General features: G+C 58.4%; 16 protein-coding genes. 8 read left to right on the forward strand and 8 right to left on the reverse strand.

Features of this window, described 5'->3' with window-relative positions; genetic code table 11:
* Window positions 1–103: 103 nt before the first annotated feature.
* The 5 genes from prfA (at window position 104) to HDF14_RS24630 (ending at window position 4,269) form a co-directional block, all read left to right on the forward strand.
* Window positions 104–1,180 carry a peptide chain release factor 1 gene (prfA, locus tag HDF14_RS24610; protein WP_183981405.1) on the forward strand — a complete coding sequence of 359 codons (1,077 nt, stop codon included), beginning with the start codon at window positions 104–106 and terminating at the stop codon, window positions 1,178–1,180.
* A 95-nt stretch (window positions 1,181–1,275) separates the two neighbouring features.
* Window positions 1,276–2,133, forward strand: a complete 858-nt coding sequence (locus tag HDF14_RS24615; protein WP_183981406.1) for a VOC family protein — start codon at window positions 1,276–1,278, stop codon at window positions 2,131–2,133.
* A gap of 35 nt (window positions 2,134–2,168) precedes the next feature.
* Window positions 2,169–2,975, forward strand: a complete 807-nt coding sequence (locus HDF14_RS26990) for a hypothetical protein (RefSeq protein ID WP_183981407.1) — start codon at window positions 2,169–2,171, stop codon at window positions 2,973–2,975.
* 8 nt (window positions 2,976–2,983) lie between these two features.
* Window positions 2,984–3,838, forward strand: a complete 855-nt coding sequence (gene prmC, locus HDF14_RS24625) for a peptide chain release factor N(5)-glutamine methyltransferase (protein ID WP_183981408.1) — start codon at window positions 2,984–2,986, stop codon at window positions 3,836–3,838.
* Between the two features lie 80 nt (window positions 3,839–3,918).
* Complete coding sequence (locus tag HDF14_RS24630) at window positions 3,919–4,269, forward strand: DUF4440 domain-containing protein (protein WP_183981409.1); 351 nt, start codon at window positions 3,919–3,921, stop codon at window positions 4,267–4,269.
* Window positions 4,270–4,441: 172 nt separating this feature from the next.
* Here HDF14_RS24630 and HDF14_RS24635 read toward each other — a convergent pair whose 3' ends face one another.
* The 4 genes from HDF14_RS24635 to HDF14_RS24650 form a co-directional block, all read right to left on the reverse strand.
* Window positions 4,442–5,680, reverse strand: coding sequence for a molybdopterin-dependent oxidoreductase (locus tag HDF14_RS24635; protein ID WP_260698567.1), 1,239 nt, complete (start codon window positions 5,678–5,680; stop codon window positions 4,442–4,444).
* A complete protein-coding gene (locus HDF14_RS24640) occupies window positions 5,677–6,642 on the reverse strand; it encodes a cytochrome b/b6 domain-containing protein (RefSeq protein ID WP_183981410.1) in 966 nt (321 codons plus the stop codon). Before HDF14_RS24640 ends, HDF14_RS24635 begins: the two co-directional genes overlap by 4 nt.
* Before the next feature lie 111 nt (window positions 6,643–6,753).
* Window positions 6,754–7,143 carry a hypothetical protein gene (locus HDF14_RS24645; RefSeq protein ID WP_183981411.1) on the reverse strand — a complete coding sequence of 130 codons (390 nt, stop codon included), beginning with the start codon at window positions 7,141–7,143 and terminating at the stop codon, window positions 6,754–6,756.
* Between the two features lies 1 nt (window position 7,144).
* Window positions 7,145–8,881 (reverse strand): NAD(P)/FAD-dependent oxidoreductase, encoded by a 1,737-nt coding sequence (locus tag HDF14_RS24650; protein ID WP_183981412.1) that lies wholly within the window; start codon window positions 8,879–8,881, stop codon window positions 7,145–7,147.
* A 161-nt stretch (window positions 8,882–9,042) separates the two neighbouring features.
* Between HDF14_RS24650 and HDF14_RS24655 the strand changes: the two genes are divergently transcribed.
* Both HDF14_RS24655 and HDF14_RS24660 read left to right on the forward strand, forming a co-directional pair.
* Window positions 9,043–10,089 carry a UbiA prenyltransferase family protein gene (locus HDF14_RS24655; RefSeq protein WP_183981413.1) on the forward strand — a complete coding sequence of 349 codons (1,047 nt, stop codon included), beginning with the start codon at window positions 9,043–9,045 and terminating at the stop codon, window positions 10,087–10,089.
* Entirely contained in the window at window positions 10,086–11,660 is a 1,575-nt protein-coding gene (locus tag HDF14_RS24660) for a glycosyltransferase family 39 protein (RefSeq protein ID WP_183981414.1), read from the forward strand. The genes HDF14_RS24655 and HDF14_RS24660 overlap by 4 nt, the downstream gene beginning before the upstream one ends.
* Window positions 11,661–11,697: 37 nt before the next feature.
* On the opposite strand, the gene HDF14_RS24665 is transcribed toward HDF14_RS24660, so the two are convergent.
* On the reverse strand, window positions 11,698–12,999 hold the full coding sequence (locus tag HDF14_RS24665) for a glycosyltransferase family 87 protein (RefSeq protein ID WP_183981415.1): 1,302 nt from the start codon (window positions 12,997–12,999) through the stop codon (window positions 11,698–11,700).
* Between the two features lie 92 nt (window positions 13,000–13,091).
* A complete protein-coding gene (gene clpB / locus HDF14_RS24670) occupies window positions 13,092–15,749 on the reverse strand; it encodes an ATP-dependent chaperone ClpB (protein WP_183981416.1) in 2,658 nt (885 codons plus the stop codon).
* Window positions 15,750–15,960: 211 nt separating this feature from the next.
* Between clpB and HDF14_RS24675 the strand changes: the two genes are divergently transcribed.
* Window positions 15,961–16,689, forward strand: a complete 729-nt coding sequence (locus HDF14_RS24675) for a YoaK family protein (RefSeq protein WP_183981417.1) — start codon at window positions 15,961–15,963, stop codon at window positions 16,687–16,689.
* A gap of 42 nt (window positions 16,690–16,731) precedes the next feature.
* Here HDF14_RS24675 and HDF14_RS24680 read toward each other — a convergent pair whose 3' ends face one another.
* On the reverse strand, window positions 16,732–17,052 hold the full coding sequence (locus tag HDF14_RS24680) for a hypothetical protein (protein WP_183981418.1): 321 nt from the start codon (window positions 17,050–17,052) through the stop codon (window positions 16,732–16,734).
* A gap of 143 nt (window positions 17,053–17,195) precedes the next feature.
* Window positions 17,196–17,678: an Hsp20/alpha crystallin family protein gene (locus tag HDF14_RS24685; protein ID WP_183981419.1), complete on the reverse strand. Its 483-nt coding sequence runs from the start codon at window positions 17,676–17,678 to the stop codon at window positions 17,196–17,198.
* Window positions 17,679–17,782 lie beyond the last annotated feature (104 nt).

Genomic DNA, 17,782 nt, shown 5'->3' on the forward strand with positions numbered 1-17,782 from the left:
CGCGTGACCGAGTCCCCCGACCGTCACGACTTTGCCTAGCTGCGCCTTCCTCTGGCTTTCACTCGACTAATCCCCCAATCACCTTTCACTCAATGGAGTAACTATGTTCGACCGCCTCGACCAACTCGAAGCCCGTTACGAAGACCTCGGCAGGCAGATGTCCGACCCCACCCTGGTCAATGATCAGAAGAAGTTCCAGGCCATCGCGAAGCAGCACCGCGACATGGAGCCCACTGTCGAGAAGTTCCGCGAGTACCGCAAGATCCGGGACGGCATCGCCGAAGCCAAAGCCATGCTCACGGATCCCGATCCCGATGTAAAAGAAATGGCCCAAGCTGAGCTCGACACCCTCGAGCCCCGCCTCGAGCCTGTAGAAGAGCAGCTCAAGGTTCTCCTCCTCCCGAAGGATCCTAACGACGAAAAGAACGTCATCCTCGAACTTCGCGCTGGCACCGGCGGAGACGAGGCTGCGCTCTTCGTCGCCGAAGTCTTCCGCATGTACATGCGCTTTGCCGAACAGCACAAGTGGAAGGTCGAGATCCTCTCCCAGACCGAATCCGGCATCGGCCACGGCCTCAAGGACATCACCGCCATCATCGAAGGCGAGAATGTCTACTCGCAGCTCAAATACGAATCCGGTGTCCATCGGGTGCAGCGCGTTCCCGCGACCGAAACCCAGGGCCGCGTTCATACCTCGGCCATCACAGTCGCTGTCCTGCCCGAGGCCGAAGAAGTCGACATCAAGATCGAAGCCAAGGACCTGCGCATCGACACCTTCTGCTCCTCCGGACCCGGCGGCCAATCCGTCAACACTACCTATTCGGCCGTCCGTATCACGCATATCCCGACCAACACCGTCGTTAGCTGCCAGGACGAAAAGTCGCAGATCAAAAACCGCGAGAAGGGAATGCGCGTCCTTCGCGCCCGCCTCTACGAGGTTGAAGCCGAGCGCATCCACCAGCTCCAGGCCAAGGATCGCAAACAGCAGATCGGCTCCGGCGACCGCAGCGAGAAGATCCGCACCTACAACTTCCCGCAGAACCGCCTCACCGACCACCGCATCGGCCTAACCAACCACCAGCTCGCCATGGTGATGGAGGGTCAGATCCAGCCGACGATCGACGCACTCATCGCGCACTACACCGCAGAAAAACTCAAAGCCGAAGCCGAAGCCGCCTGACCTGCCTTACGCCAGCAACGAACGACGAGATGGCTGACCTGGTCCCTCACATTTCAAAGCGAAGAACAGGCCAGCCTCTCCAAAAGGAACGACCTATGATCAGGCAACACCGGAGCGGCTCTCGCTCTGCCCGCCCCGCGATATGCCTCGTCATTCTTGCTCTCGCTTCAATCCTCCCCGCACCCCTCCTTCACGCGCAGCCTGACACCAAAACCTCACCCTTCAACGGCATCGCCCATGTGGCCTTTCGCGTCAAAGATCTCGCCGCCTCCGTCGACTTCTACGAGAAGCTCGGCTTCGAACAAGCCTTCGATCTCCGCAAAGACAACATCCCTTACGAATCCTTCATCAAGATCAACGACAGCCAGTTCATCGAGCTCCACGCCTCCGGCCCGGCGGACACCGGTCCCGGCTTTCTGAGCCTCTGCTTCGAAGGTGTCGACCTCGAAGCCATTCACAACGACTACCTTACTCACGGCCTCACCCCCACCGACATTCTCAAAACCAACGCCGGCAACCTCCGCTTCATCATGGGTGGCCCCGTCCAGCCCTCCGGCCCTCAGCTCATCGAGTACACCCAGTACCTGCCCGGCTCGCTCCATCGCGAAGACGAGGGCAAACACCTCGGTCCGGACCGCATCGCCGAAAAACTCGTCGCCGTCTCCCTCCCCATGGCCGACCCCACCTCCGCCCGCGACTTCTACATCAACCAGCTCAACTTTAAGCCCATCGCCAACGATCCCATGTCCATGCACATGCCCGGCGAGAGCGGCCAGGAGATAGAGATTCTACCCGCCACTGCCGGCACCCACGCACGTATCACCCTTGAATCGAGCAGCCTTGGCAAGGCCGCGCGCCACCTCCACAAGGAGGGCATCTTCGCAGTCAAAAATGGCGCAACCCTCACCATCATCGATCCCGACGGCAACGTCCTCCTCCTCGAAACCCGCTAGCGAACCATCTCTCCTCTGCTACCGTAAAGTCACGCATGCGCCTCTCTTCAGCCTTCGCACGCACATCTCCCGCTTGCCTCATCGGCTGCTTCGCAGTGGCGCTGGGCCAGCAGCCCACACCCGCGCTCGACCAGCTTCTCTCTCGCGTCGAAGACAATACCGAACAATACAAAGCCACAGTCCCAAGCTTCCTCTGCGACGAGCACATCACCTCACAAGAACTCCGCGACGGAAAGCTCAAGCACGAAACCACCATCGACGCCCTCTTTCGTGTCACACGATCCGGCGAAACCCTCGAAGAGTCCCGCGAGGTCAAAGCGATCAACGGCGAGCCATCCAGCACTAAGAAGTTGAACATGCCCATCTCGTTCAGCGGCGGCTTCAGCGGCGCACTGGCCAAGTTCCTCTCTGCTGAACGCCGCGAGTGCTTCGACTATCGTCCCGATACGTCTGCACCTGTGTCTCCAGGCACCGAGGCCTTCACCTTCACCGCGCGCGAAGCCGCTGCAAAACAACCTGCCTGCTCCACCATCCAGCCCGGCACAACCGGAAGATTCGTCGTCGACTCTGCCACGATGCAGGTCTCCCCTATCGAGCGCACCGTCCCGAATCCCATCGGTCGAGATCAATCGGTCCTCGGCACAGCCGCGGTCGACTTCGCCCCCGTCAACCTCAACGGCAAATCCTTCTGGCTGCCTTCCACGGTCGCCGCCTTCACCACAGAAACCCCAAAGACAAGCGCCTTCCGCTTCACCGCGAAGTACAGCAACTATCATCGCTTCACCGCCAGCTCGACCATTCTCCCCACAACCTCAGACTCCACCCAGCCGCAGCCCAGGTAGCCGCCGCCGTGACCCTCCGCCAAGCCATCACCAATGCCGCTGCCGAGCTGGCCGCCAACCCACACCTCAGCGAACACGCCCACCGCGACGCCGAACTCCTCCTTCTCCACACCTTGCAGATTCCCCGCGTCACGCTCATCGCATATCCCGACCGCGGTATCTCCCCCGATCAACAGGCTCTCTATCAAATCGCAGTCAGCCGCCGCCTCAAGCTCGAACCCATCCAATACATCACCGGCGAGCAGGAGTTCTACGGCCTTCGCCTGCACGTCTCACCCGCCGTCCTCATCCCCCGCCCCGAAACCGAGCATCTCGTCGAAGCCCTCCTCTCCCTTCTCCCCGCCAACCAACCTCTAAAGCTAGCCGACATCGGCACCGGCTCTGGAGCCATCGCCATCGCACTTGCTGTCCATCTTCCTCTCGCCCACATCACCGCCCTCGACCTCTCCATCAAAGCCCTCGCCGTCGCCACAAGCAACGCCCGCCAACACAACGTAGCCAATCGCATCGACTTCCTCGAATCCGACCTGCTCGCCGCCATCGACCACCCGACAGAGACCTTCGACGCCATCGTCAGCAACCCACCGTACATTCCCGAATCCGATCGCTCCACTCTTCACCCACAGGTTCGCGAGCACGAACCTTCTACCGCACTGTTCGCGGGCGAAACCGGCCTCGACATCTACCGCCGTCTCATCCCCCAGGCACTTCGAGCCCTCAAACCAAACGGCCTTCTTGCCCTCGAGATGGGCCACGGCCAACGCCACCCCCTAACCAACCTGCTTGCCGGCTGGAAAGATGTTTCCTTCGTCAACGACCTCCAACAGATCCCACGCGTCGTCTTGGCGCGCAAACCCAACTAATTCAACCCGAACCACAAAAATCTGTAACAATGAAACACCTCTACTCTGCCGTTCGTATAAACAGTTGGAGCCCGAGTTCCATGAAAAAGACCGAACTTCAAGACCATCTCTACGCGCTCGAAGAGCGTCTTCTCCACCCGGACCGTGAAGCTGACCGTACCGCCCTTATCCCCCTCTTCGCCGACGAGTACAGAGAGTTCTGCACCTCAGGCCGCGTCTTCAACCGCCAGCAAACCATCGACGTTCTGCTATCCAGCGGTCCCCGCCACGCCACCATCCACCACTTCTACATCGCGCAACCCGCAGAGAACGTCGTCCTCGCCACCTATCGCGCCACCACCTCAGTCGCTGTCTCCCACCGCTCCTCCCTGTGGACCTTCCGCGACAACCGCTGGCAACTCCTCTTTCATCAGGGCACCATCGCCAGTTGATGGTGTCCTGATGGACCAGTCTCCTGCGCGGAGGGCGGATAAGGTTCTACGGTCGATCAAACAAAATAAGGTATACAAGTCACGAAGTGACCGCCCGAATCGGGGTCCCCGCAAACAGGTCTTAGTTTGCGGGGTGACCAAGCGTAGTGGGCCCGTCCGGCAGGACATAGGCCTAAAGCCCTGCGTACCAGTCGTACCCCAGCTTGGTCCAGTAGTCATCAGGCAGCCTATCCGCATACGCAATCAGCCCAATGCGCTTGATCTGTTTGTAACCGTACTTGATCGGCATATGGAGCCGCATCGGGGCGCCATGCCACTGCGCAAGCGGACGCCCTCCCATCTCAGTCGCCAATAAACTCTGCGGATGCATACAAGCCTGCAAGCTGAACCCGCAGTAGTAGTCCCCATCCGGCGTCTCCATGTACACATACTTCGGCAGCGACCCGTCAGCCTTCCTCGCCGGCGGAAACTTCGCGATCAAATCCGCCAGCCGATACCCACCCCAATGCACCACCTGGCTCCATCCCTCAATGCATTTGAACTCCGTCACTAGCTCGTGATGCGGCAGACTCGTCACCTCGTCCATCTTCAGCAGAAGCCCCGGAGTCCCCGGTATCAGAGTATTGCGGGACATCCCCGCCTCCTCCTGCCCTCGCGGCCGCCTCTTCATCTTTTCCATCGCAGCCAAAAGCTCCGAAGGAGCCTTCTGATCCTCGCCCTTAGCGCGACTACCCACCATCGTGCTCGCTGGTCCTCCCTTCATCATCGGCCCCAGTCCTGCACCTCCGTCCCCATTCGCGTCGACCTTTCCTGCGCCGTCCACCGCGTTAGTCTCGCTCTTCGGACGAACCTTCGTATCGTGCTCCACCGGTCCAGTCTCCTTCTTGGCCACATACTCGTAGTCCCACGCCGTCACATCGTCGACATATTGCGGAAGCCCCCGAGCATTTTCCACCCCTACCATCTGCAACCGATAGCTCTCCGGCACCAAGTCCATCTTCAACCCGTAGTTCCCATTCGTCCGAAGCTCCATCGACTTCGCAACCGAATAGGTCGGCGCCAGACCCCGCTCATCGAAGATCGCTCGCGAAACCTTCGCATTGACCCGCAGCATATGTCGCAACGGCTCCTGAAGCCGCATATCCATCGGACTACGATCAAGCCATCGATAAAACCCATACCCTCCCGCGACCGCCGTCGCCGCAACCAGAAAACTCCGTCGCGTCCTCTGCCCAGACTGAGCCCGCACCGCAGGATTCAACGCCTCTACCTCGACTGCGCGTGAATCTCTTCGCTCCCGTTCTCCATTGCGCTCCCAGTCGCGATCGAGATCATCGTCCCGGTCTTTTTTCTCTTTCTCCCACTTCCGCCGTTGCTCCTGCTCCTCCCGTTCCTCGCGTCCGTCGCTCATCCCGCCCTCCTTTCTTCTTCCAGCGAAGCCTTGGCCGCCGGAACAATCTCATATCCACTCACCATCGAGCGAAAGTTATTCCACCCCGCCAGAATCACCTGCCCGACATGCACCAGAAAGAACGCGCAGAACCCCATCGTTAACCAGAAGTGCTCCCACCGCGCCATCTCATAGCCGCCCAGCAGCGACGTAATCCAGTGCACCTGCGTTGGTTTATAGATCGAAAGCCCCGTTACCAACGACCCCAGCCCCATCAACACCACCGACGTATAAGCGATCTTCTGCGCCCCGTTGTACTTCTTCTGCGGCGGCAGCCCCTTGCGAAGATGCAAGTCCACCAGCGTCACTTGAATCGCATCCAAAAACGATCTACGCTCCGGCACCAGCACCCGCCACTCCCCCGAGATCAGCAGATACGACACATACAAAACCCCATTGATCGCAAAGATCCACATGAAGAAGAAGTGATACCCCAGCCCCTCGGTCACGCGATACGGCGCGTTGATCAGTTTCCAGAACCACGGCGGAAACAGCCGTACCACAGTCAGCGATCCCACCCCAACCCGATACACCGCATGCGGGTGCTGATACGCATTATCCGAATCATTCCAATAAATCAGTAACCCACTCCAGATCATCGTTAACAACACCGGAAAATTCACCCAGTGCATCCATCGAATCGCCAGCGGATGCTTCTTCTCCAACCGGATCGTCGCCACCACAGGCTCGTCGATCTCAACAGGAGCTGCAGCAATCGGGCTCTCCGAAACAGGCAAAGCAGCCGCCTCCGGACTCGTCGCAGAAACAGCAGCTGCAACAGGCTCATCCGCCGCAGTCCTGGTCACCGCGGCGACTGGTGCCGGCAAAACCTCCGGAATCACCTCGACGATCTCCGGCCCGCTCCCAGCTGCCGGCTTGATATCCTCGACAGAATCCCCTTTGTCTACTGGTTTCTCAGGCATTCGAGCTCCAATCCCGCACCCACGCGCGCAGCGTTGCAACGCAGATCCTTCCGCATCGTTAGAGTCTCTATTCCGATAAAGGTTACGCGCTATCCCCCGGTTCCGTCAGGCCTACCTCAACTCCACCCGCACATCCGCTCCAGTTTCATCAACAAACGTGACTTCCTTTGCGCTCATCACTGCCCGCTTTCCGGCCCCACGTCCATCCAACGGAAAGACCGCAGCATGGTCTGCATCAGTCCAACATGCCACCCCCTGCACGCAGCCAAGAATCTGCGGCACACCCGGCACCCCACTCCACCCCTGCACCAAATATCGCCGCTCCGTCCCCGGCTCCTCCACCAGCACATCGTTCGAAAAATTGATGAACAGCCGCGCCCCATCCACCGCTACGCCGTTCCGCTGCATCTTGCCCAGCGGATCCCGCAGAAAGATCCTCTGCCGGAACACCCCTACGAAGATCACCAGCAGCAACGTTCCCCCAACCAGAATCTTGCCCAATCTATTTCTCCTCGTGATACTCCTGCTCGGTGTTGATACCCCACAGAGCAGCCTTATCTACATGTCCCGCCACGATACCATCCACGGCCGTCATCGCGGTCAACATACTGTGGTCCTGGTTGTTGTACTTATGCATACCGTTTCTTCCCACAAGTAACAGATTCTCAAATCCATCGGTAAACTCCCGCAGCTCGTCGAACCGGTCATACGTGCCAAAGTAAGCCGGATAGGTCTTCGGCACCCGCACCACATGCCCGTCCGAAACATCTTCCGCATTCAGAATCCCGATCTTCGCGACCTCCGCAATCGCGAACTTCTTCAGCTCCTCATCCGGCATCCTCCACAACTCGTCCGTGTCATAGCAGAAATACTCCAGGCCGATCCACACCTTCGTAGGATCAGCCACTAGATACGGGCTCCAGTTATTAAATATTTGTAACCGACCCAGTACCACATCCGGCTCCTGCACATAGATCCACGTATCTTTCAGCAGCCCGCCATCCGGTTCCTTCACCTTCAGCCGATCCACGAGCAGCCCCACCGTAATAAAGTCGCGATACTGCAGCCCTGCACTTACCTCACGAACATTTTCGGGAACCTCTACCTCTCCCGGATCCATCGCAGATATAAGCTCTTTCATCGGCATGGTTGAAAAGAAATAATCCCCTTCGAATCGCCGTCTTTCACCGGCAATATTTGCGGCTTCAATCGCGACAATTTGTCGCGCTGCGCGGGTATTCGGATCGCCACGCTTCGTAATTATCCGATCCACCTTCCACCCCATGTGAATCTCGCCGCCGCCCTCACGAATAAGATCCGCAACATGCTCCCAAAGCTGTCCCGGCCCGAACTTCGGATACATAAATCGTTCGATCAGGCTCGTATCGGTGCCCTTCTGGGCAAGATCCTCAGCCTTCGTCTTACCGCGGAACGCCTTCTTCAAAAAGTGTTTCACCGCAGTCGTAAGGCTCAGCCCTTTGATCCGCTGCGCACCCCACTCCGCCGAAATCTCATCACAAGGCGTCCCCCAAACCTTCTCCGTGTAACTCTTGAAGAACGTCAGATAAAGCTGCCGCCCAAACCGGTTGATCAAAAAATCTTCAAGACTCTTCTCCGGCGCAATCTGGCTCACCTGCGATTTCATGTAACTGATGCCAACGCGAAACGTCCTCACCAATCCAAGATTCTTCAGCGTCGTCGCCGTCAGCGTAATCGGATAATCAAAAAACCTCCGCAGATAATAGATCCTGCTCTTGCGCGGACGAATCAGCATCACAAGATCGCTATCCACCGGTTCGTGTGTCACTACCGCCGCCACTACTGCCTCTTCCGCATCCGCCGTCTCGTCTTCAGCATCCTCATCGTCAACGTGATGCAGAATCGGCCCTGCCCCGCGCAACACCGGCTCCTCCTTCAGGTGCGCCGGCACCACAACCACGCGCTTCTTTCCCTGATAACTGATCTCCGGCAGTGCAGCAGCCGAAGTCCCGCTCTCACTACCCTCCACCTCAGGCGGCATCAGGTCGACCCACCACTGCATCACACGGTCGCTTTTAGAAAAAAAACGATGACCCCCAATGTCCATCCGGTTGCCCTTGTATTTTATCGTGCGCGAGATCCCCCCGATCTCTTCGCTCGCTTCCAAAATGATGGGCTTCACATCCGACCTTCTCAGCAGCTCCAGCCCCGCAGTCAGCCCCGCAGGCCCCGCACCGATAATCACTGCTCTCCGCGTCATGCGTCTGCCTGCTCCAGACGCGCAACCCGCGCCAAACTAAAGCTTATCGTAAACAATCTGCTCGCTGCCATAGCTCATAAGTCGCCTTCTTCCCTCATCTCCATTTGCTACACTGTGCCCGTACCCAACAGGCAAGCTGCGAAGGAGCCCTTACCCTCAACATGACCGAGACTCCCCTGCGCAACGTCTCCCTGTCCGAGCGCCTTCGAGCCCACCTCGCCATCGCGAGACTCGATCATTCCATCAAGAATCTTTTCGTTCTCCCTGGCGTCATCGTACCCCTCAGTGTCTCCCCAGCGCTCCTCACTCCCCATCTCTTTGTAACTCTGGTGCTGGCGTGTCTCTCAGTCACGCTCATCGCCTGCAGCAACTACGTCATCAACGAAGTCCTCGACGCACCCTTCGATCGCCTCCACCCAACCAAGCGCAATCGCCCCGCCGCACGCGGCCTCGTCAACATCCCCGCAGCCTACGTGCAATGGCTCCTGATGATGGTCGCAGGAATCGCAATCGGCCTCACCATCTCGCGCATGTTCGCCCTTGCCGCGCTCGTTCTCTGGATCATGGGTTGCGTTTACAACTTCCCGCCCATCCGCACCAAAGACGTCCCCTACCTCGACGTCCTCACCGAGTCCATCAACAATCCTCTCCGCATGCTACTCGGCTGGTACGCCGTCACCAGCGTCCTCATCCCGCCCATATCGCTGCTGATCGCCTACTGGATGCTCGGCTGCTACTTCATGGGCCTCAAGCGTTTCAGCGAACTCTCCGAGATCGGCGACCGCACCGTTGCCGGCGCCTATCGCGCCTCCTTCAAGCGCTACACGCCTGAATCCCTACTGGTATCGGTCGTCTTCTACGCCTCCACCGCGATGCTCTTTCTCGGTGCCTTCATCATCCGTTACCGCATCGAGCTCATCCTCGGCTTTCCTCTCGTCGCCTTCACGATGGCCATCTATCTCAAACTGGCCTTTAAACACGACAGCGCTGTACAGAACCCCGAAAAGCTCTACCGCGAGCCTCTGCTGATGGCCTCCTTCGCCTCAACAGCTCTCGTCATGGGCCTCCTTCTCTTCATCCGCATCCCACGTCTCGAAATATTCTTCACCCCGACCCTGCCCTCCACCACCCCCGCAGTCCTTCAGCCAGCGCCAGTCACTTATAGACTCCGGCCCGGCCAGCAACTTCGTATCATTACTCAGATATGAATCCGTCTCAAGACTCCAGTGTTGAACGCACCGCAGACAATTTCAGCCTACCGTGGACGGCCATCGCCTTTCTGATCCTCACTGCAGCCATCGCTCTCCTCTGGTCGCACCACAAACTCATGTCACAGGACGAGATCTTCGTTCTCCAAACTGACAGCGCACCCACCTACGCTCAGCTCCTTAACATTCAGCGGCACTATCCCATCTCGCTCGATCCCCTCGTCTACCACACCCTGGCCTACCTCTCTATCAAAGCCTTCGGCGCAAACGCGTTCGCACTTAGACTGCCCTCGCTCCTTGGCTATCTCCTCATGCAGCTCTGCCTGTTCTTCTTTGTGCGCCGAGTTGCCAACGAACATGCCGCCCTCTTCGCACTGGCATTTCCAGCAATAACCGCCACTCTCTTTTACTCCGCCGAAGGCCGCCCGTACGGTTTGCTCCTCGGCTTCTACGGCCTCGCCATGCTGAGCTGGCAGACCGCAACCCGCCGCCAATCGCAGCGCACCGGCGCTCTCATCGTTCTCGCCATCGCAGTAGCGCTCACGCTTAATACGCACTACTTCGGCGTCCTCTTGCTCCTTCCGCTCTGCGCTGCCGAACTCTTCCGTACCATCGAGCGCCGCCGTCTCGATCTTCCCGTCGCAGCCGCCATCCTGATCGGCATGGCCTGCATCGCCTTCACACTCCCCTTCGAGCGATCCGCCGCGGAGTTCCGCAAGAACTACTACAACGCCGGAAGAGTTAGCTACCACGCCATCACCCAGGCCTATCGCTCGCTCTTCATGAACTACACCCAGGCGAGTCTCAGCATCCAGCACTTCGCGGCCATCGGCCTCGTCGTCTTCGCAGCTCTGCTCATCATCGGCAGCGTTCGCCAGCTACGCGGCAAAGATCTCCAACTCCCGAACGCCGAGCTTGCCTTCCTCATCGTCCTCGCGGCGCTGCCTTTCTTCGGTTTTCTGCTGGCCCGTTTCGTAACCCACTCGATCGAAGTTCGCTATGTCCTCGGCACCATCCTCGCGCTCAGCGTTCTCCTCTCATTCGCCGCACTGCCATTGCTCCGCAGCAAAAATATGGCGGCTCTAACACTCTCCGCGCTCGCCGTCGCCATCATAGCCACCGGAGCAATCCGCATTCACGCAGAGCAGGCAAAGACAAACGCCTTCATGACCTCGCTCATACTAACTCCGCAGATCAAAGCGGCCATTCTCTCCAGCCCCACCCGCCTGCTCTACCTTCAGGAGATGGGCACCTTCGAAGTGGCCAGCTACTATGAGCCCGACCCTGTCGTGCGTTCCCGCATGGCCCTCGTCTACTCCAGTAACCAGGAGCTGCTCTGGAGTCGACGAGACACCGAGTCTCTCACTGCGCTCCACATGCGCAACTTCACCGGCTTTCCAATCGTGCCCTACGAACAACTCGCCACCGAGCCCGGCGACCACATCTTCGTCCTCCTGCATAGCGGCTGGAACTGGACAGATCAAACCTTCGCGGCCGCGCACGCCGAGATCACTCCGCTAGGCCCAGCCATGGGAGGCGACGCAGCCAACGTGCAATTCACAACTAAGTAAGAGTAATGTCGCAGCTCGGCGCCGAACCGTAACGCCGTTACGCGACGACCACGCTATCGGATCCGACACGCCGAGCCAACCGCATCAGTAGTGCAATCAAGAGAAGCGCCCCGAAGTACATATAAGACTGCAACACATTCCATCCGCGCTTATCCGCCAACAGATTCGTCGCCGACAGAAAATTGACGCAAAGAAAAAAAGACACCCCCCACAGCCAGGGCCTCTTGCTCTCCCAGCACCCATAAGCAAACCAGAACCACGCAAAGATCCCCAGCACTATCCCGTAGTGATGCTCCCACGCCATCGGCGAAGCCGCGACCGACGCCAGCCCCATCGCAGCGAGATCTCCCGTAGATCCACGAAGCCGTCCCCACGGAAACAGCAGTACACCCCCAATCAGTACCAGCGACGTGATGACCGTAGTCCGATAAACCCACCCAACATAGGGTGTGTAAAGATGCGGCGTGTATCCCAGATTTTCGCCGTTGAAGATCATTCGATTCAACGTCCCGAACATCGACTGATTCGCATAGTGCGACTGCGCCTTATGGCTCAGACTCGCCAGCACACCGACATAGTCCAGATTGTTATGCCAACCAAAGACCGCAACCGACATCGCCAGCAAAACAGTCGAGCAAACCAAAAACGCCCACATCGCACCCCATCGCCGCCGCACCACCATCCAAACCAGCAGCAGCACATATTGAGGCTTCACAAACGCCAGCAGCGCCGCCACCACTCCAGCCTCGCGTTCGCGCCCCGACGTCCAGAGGTAAAGCATCAACGCAAAGCCAAAAGAAAGCATCGTCTGCGCGTTCCCCAGCGAATATCCCTTCAGCAGCGGATAACACGCCAGGCAAGCCAGTATCACCGCAATAATCGCCGACCACGTCAACTCCGCACCCCGCCTTCGCAACAGCCTGCGCCCCATCGCAAGCGACACCGCCGGAATACCCACAACCGACAGCCAGGAAAATAACGCCAGCAGGCGAAGCATCGCCGCATCACCGACTCCAAGCCTGCGAAGCGCAAGCAGAGGAAGCTCACTCGCCAACGAGTAGATCAGCGTGTCATACAGAGGAGCAGCGTAGATAGGTTTCGTGGGATTCGCGTCAAAGTAGTCCAGCGACTTCATCATCGGGAGCCACGAATCAGTCCACTGCCGCATGTGCAGAAAGTCGGCGACCTCCATCTTGAGGCCCCCAGGATTTCCCAGATGAAGCGCTCGACACAGACCCCACTGAACAACATTGGCCAGCAGCAGACTACACACAACAAAAAGGAGAAGCCGCTTGCCGTGGGTAGCGGCGCTGAAGTTATTAACTGTCGGGGACCTCACGCTCTCACTCTATCAAACAGGTTTGATCGGCCTTAAATAAAAGAACGGGCCCACTAGACTAAAGTGGGCCCGTCATTCTCTTTACAACGCCGTTAGGACACCAAAGCCTCGCGCCCCTGCACCACGAACTCGAGTCCGCTCTTCCCAGCCGTCACGAGCACGTGATCGCCATGGAGCACGCTGCCATCGAGAATCTTCACTGCCAGCTTGTCCTGCACCAGCCGTTGTATCGCTCTCTTCAAAGGCCGCGCTCCATAAGCCCGGTCGTATCCGGCCTTGAAGATCGCCTTCCGCGCGTCCTCAGTCAGCTCCAGCGTAATCTTCCGGTCAGCCAGCAGCTTCTGCAGATCCTTCAGCCGCAGATCGACGATGTGGGTCAGTTGCTCATCGCCCAACGGATGGAAGATCACAATATCGTCTACGCGGTTCAGAAACTCCGGCTTGAAGTGGTTGCGCAACTCGTCCATCACGCGTCCCTTCGCGTCTTCGAATCCAGCCTCGCCCTGCGCCCAGGCCGTCGACAACTGCGACGCACCAACGTTCGACGTCATGATCAGAACAGTATTCTTGAAATCAACCGTCCTTCCCTTCGAGTCCGTCAGCCGCCCATCGTCGAGTACCTGCAGCAACACATTAAACACATCCGGATGCGCCTTCTCGATCTCGTCGAACAGAATCACCGCGTACGGCCTGCGTCGCACCGCTTCCGTCAACTGACCGCCTTCGTCATACCCGACATATCCCGGAGGCGCTCCAATCAGCCGCGCCACCGCATGCTTCTCCATGTACTCGCTCATGTCGATCCGCACCATCGCAGCCTCGTCATCGAACAGGAACTCAGCCAGCGCCCTCGCCGTCTCCGTCTTACCCACGCCCGTAGGCCCAAGAAAAATAAACGAGCCAATCGGCCGTTTCGGATCGCTCAAGCCCGCACGCGAACGCCGGATCGCATTCGCCACTGCATTCAGCGCCTCGTCCTGCCCAACCACGCGCTCGCGCAGGCGGTCCTCCATCTGCACCAGCTTTTGCATCTCGCCCTCGAGCATCTTCGAGACGGGAATCCCCGTCCACTTCGATACCACTGCGGCGATGTCCTCCTCATCGACCTCCTCCTTCAGCATCCGCGAAGGCCGCGTCGCAACTCCCGCCTTCGCCTCAGCCTCATCCTCGCGAACTGCGGCATCCTGCTCCGCCGTCAACTCACGCAGCTCCGCCTCACGCTTTGGAATCTCGCCATACTGCAACTCCGCAGCCCTCTGCAGGTTTCCCTTGCGCGTCTCTTCTCCCATTTGAAAGCGCAGCGAGTCCAACTCCTCCTTCAGCTCCGCAATCTTCCCAATCGCACCGCGCTCCTTCTGCCATCTTGCGCGCAGACCCGCAGCCTTCTCTTTCACCTCAGCCAGCTCTCGCTCCACAATCTCCAGCCGCTCCTGCGACGTCGCATCCTTCTCCCGCTTCAACGCCGCTCGCTCAATCTCCAGCGACGTTGCCCTCCGCTCCAGGTCATCGATCTCAACCGGTACTGAACCGATCTGAATCGCCAACGCCGCAGCAGCTTCATCGACAAGATCAATCGCCTTATCTGGCAGGAACCGATCCGAGATATACCGATGCGACAAAGTAGCCGCAGCCACAATCGCCGAGTCCTTGATCCGGACCTTGTGATGCGCCTCGTACTTCTCTTTCAACCCACGCAGAATCGCAACCGTATCCTCGACGTTCGGTTCGCCGACAAAGACAATCTGGAACCGCCGCTCCAACGCAGCGTCCTTCTCGATGTACTTCCTGTACTCCGCGAGCGTCGTCGCGCCAATCGCCCGAAGTGCTCCACGAGCCAATGCAGGCTTCAGCATATTGCTGGCATCCAGCGACCCCTCACTCGCTCCAGCCCCCACCAGAGTATGTAACTCATCGATGAACAAAATCACTTCGCCGTTCGACTCTTCAATCTCCTTCAGCACCGCCTTCAACCGATCCTCGAACTCGCCACGGAACTTCGCCCCCGCGATCATCGCTCCCAGGTCGAGCGAGCACACACGCTTATTCTTCAGAATCTCTGGCACATCGCCCTGAATAATCCGTCGCGCCAATCCCTCCACAATCGCAGTCTTACCCACGCCAGGCTCGCCGATCAGCACCGGATTGTTCTTCGTCCGCCGGCTCAACACCTGCACTACCCGGCGAATCTCTTCATCCCTGCCAATCACCGGGTCCAGTTTTCCGCGCCGCGCCAGATCCGTCAGGTCCTTGGCATACTTCTCCAGCGCCTGAAACTTCCCTTCAGGATTCTGATCCGTCACCCGTTGACTCCCCCGCACCGCACTCAGCGCCTTCAGAATCGCCTCATACGTTCCACCCAGCGTCGCCAACGCAAGCTGCACCGGATCGTTCTTCGCCTTCGACAGCGCCAGCAGCAGATGCTCCGTCGACACAAACTCGTCCTTGAAGTTTTCCGCTTCTTTGAACCCCTGCTCCAACACCTTCTGCAGCGCATTCGACAGCCCAGGCTGTCCACCGCCCTGAACCTTCGGCAGCTTCTCAACCGCCGAATTCACCCCCGACAACAACTGCTCCACCGGCACCCCAATCTTCTCCAGCACCGGGATCACCACTCCCTCGCGGTCCTCCAGCAACGCCGCCATCAGATGCAGCGGCAGGACCTCCGGATTGCCGTTCTCGCCCGCATGCCCACCCGCCGCCTGCACCGCCTCCTGCGACTTCACCGTCAACCGACCCCATTTGATCGCCATAAATCTCCATCTCCTCAACTACTTCAACTAAATTTTGAGCTTTACCCTTTAATTAGACGCCTGAAATCAACAGAAGATGCGGAATCTGATAATAACTCACTCACATCTGGCAATCAGCCCTCTAGTCCAGACAAGCTCCTCCGACAAAGGAGAACCATGACGCCGAACCCAAACAGTGAAGATCTAAGGCTCGTGCCCAATGAAAGTAGACTTGTCCTCAACTCTCATGACTACCAACACCATCCCCGAGCCCAGCGAGCTGTCTGATGCGTTGATACTCGCTAGCACCGGCGGCCTCCTCGACGCCTTCGTATACCTCAACCATGGCCACGTCTTCGCCAACACCATGACCGGAAATGTCGTCTTACTTGGGATAGCAATCCTGGGCCATCAATGGCGCGAAGTCGTCCCCCACCTGGTCCCTATCCTTGGCTTCTTCGCCGGCGTTTCGTCCTCCCGGCATCTGCGCACACGAAGCAACCGAGCCGTCACCATTGCCCTGGCCTTCGAGATAATCACTCTCTTTGCCCTGGGCTGGATGCCAGCCAGCTTCCCCGACACCCTATTCACCGCTATCGTCGCCTACGTCGCTGCGTTCCAGGTCACAAGCTTCCGCCATGTCAACCAGCTCTCGTTCAACTCCACCTTCATTACCGGAAATCTACGCAACGCAATCGAGGGAGTTCATGACGCTCTCGACCCCTTCGGCACGCCCGACACCCGCGAGAAAGGCCGCGCCCAAGGCCTCGCCCTTGGCCTCATCTGTCTCTGTTTCCTGGCTGGAGCCGTTCTCGGAGCCTGGGCCGCGCCCCATCTCGCCAACCGCTCCCTCTGGCTCACCGAACCGCTGCTTTTCTTCGTAGCTCTCCGGAACCTTCGCCGCGCCGCTAAACCCGAATCACCCCACGTCGCTGCCCCAAACGCAGTCCCTTCGAAATAGCTTTCAACCCACCCTCACTCACAAGAAGACCTTCGGTCGACTTCACCCTGCTTCGACATACTCCACTTCGCCGCCGGGATAGTCTATCTTGAGTGTTGGTCGCTCCAAATCACTGGCATGCCTGGGCATCCCATCGGCTTGGCGCCCCTTCACGCAACACGTAATCTGGCATTCAGGCATCATTCGCCGCATCTGGTCCAGTCCAGCGTGAGTGCCGTCCCAGAAGACCGTATTGCCGACATGGTTGCCGTACTCGTCGGTCCGCACTTCTTGTTCAGGCGCGAGAACCAGAAGAAATCGGCGGATAGGTGCAACAAACCATGAGTGATTGATAATTTCAACAGGCTCGCACCCTGAGCGCACAGTGCACCTGCTTCCGGCGGACTTTATAGCACTTTGCGCATACAGCTGTTTAGGTCTCTTTAGTAACCAATATCGAACTTAGCCGTCCCGCAAAAAAGAAGAGGGGGGCATGCGCCCTCCCCTTCAAAAAATATTAGAGCGAATTACTGAGCCGTCTCAGCCTCAACCTGCCTCGAGCCGCCCACCTGCACCTTAATCTGCTTCGGCTGCGCCTCTGCCTTCTTTGGCAGCGCGATCGTCAACACGCCAGCGTCCGAAGAAGCTGTTACACCCTCCGTGTTCACAGTCTGCGGCAGAGTAAAGCTGCGAACGAAGCTTCCAAATCGCCGTTCGATCCGGTGGAAGTTCTCAGCCTTCTCGGTCTGCTCAAACTTCCGCTCGCCCTTGATCACCAGCGTCTGATTCTCCAGACGGATGTCCAGATCCTCCTGTTTTACGCCGGGAATCTCAAGCTTCACAACCAGCTTGTCCGCGTCTTCATAAACGTCCACCGCCGGAGTAAAGCCCGCGTTCGAGCCCTCCACCGATCCCGCAAAGTCGTTGAAGATCGAGTTCAACCGCTTCTGCAACCCTGCAACATCTTCAAAAGGCGTCCGCAACGGCACAAATCGAGTCATCGTTGTCATAAAACCCTCCTATTCAGATACTTGAATGTCTCGGAGCAGGCCTTCAAACCGCCCCGCACTACTTTAGACGCAGATCAGCTTAAATAGTTGCATATAATTTGATA

It is taken from the genome of Tunturiibacter gelidiferens (assembly GCF_014201335.1).
Taxonomy (GTDB): Bacteria; Acidobacteriota; Terriglobia; order Terriglobales; family Acidobacteriaceae; genus Edaphobacter; species Edaphobacter lichenicola_E.